At 69.6% G+C, this 381-nt stretch carries 1 pseudogene; it reads left to right on the forward strand.

Annotated features, from left to right (window positions below):
* Window positions 1-177: 177 nt before the first annotated feature.
* Window positions 178-381 (forward strand): annotated as a pseudogene (locus EN846_RS33805) (GNAT family N-acyltransferase); the annotation flags it as partial.

Genomic DNA, 381 nt, shown 5'->3' on the forward strand with positions numbered 1-381 from the left:
GCCGTGGTGCTCGGCGAGGTCGTCGAAGGCCGTGACCGCGTGGATGCGATCGACGCCGGCGCGGTGTCCGACGATGTCCACACCGTGACCGTGCACGACGACGGCATCGAAGTCATCGTCAACTTCGAGGATGACGAGGAAGACGACAGCGACACGGGCCGTGCCTGAGCCCTCGGCATGATCCGGATCCAGCAGGTCACCCACGCCGATGCCCACGCCGCCATCCACGACGTGCGCCAGCGCGTGTTCGTGCAGGAACAGGGCATCGCAGCGGCGCTGGAACGCGATGCGCTGGACCCGGTCAGCGCCCATGTGCTGGCGCTTGACGCTGATGGCCAGCCGGTGGGCACCGGCCGGCTGGCCCCGGATGGCCGCATCGGC

This window comes from Mesorhizobium sp. M4B.F.Ca.ET.203.01.1.1, from assembly GCF_004791025.1.
GTDB classification, from domain to species: Bacteria; Pseudomonadota; Alphaproteobacteria; order Rhizobiales; family Rhizobiaceae; genus Mesorhizobium; species Mesorhizobium abyssinicae.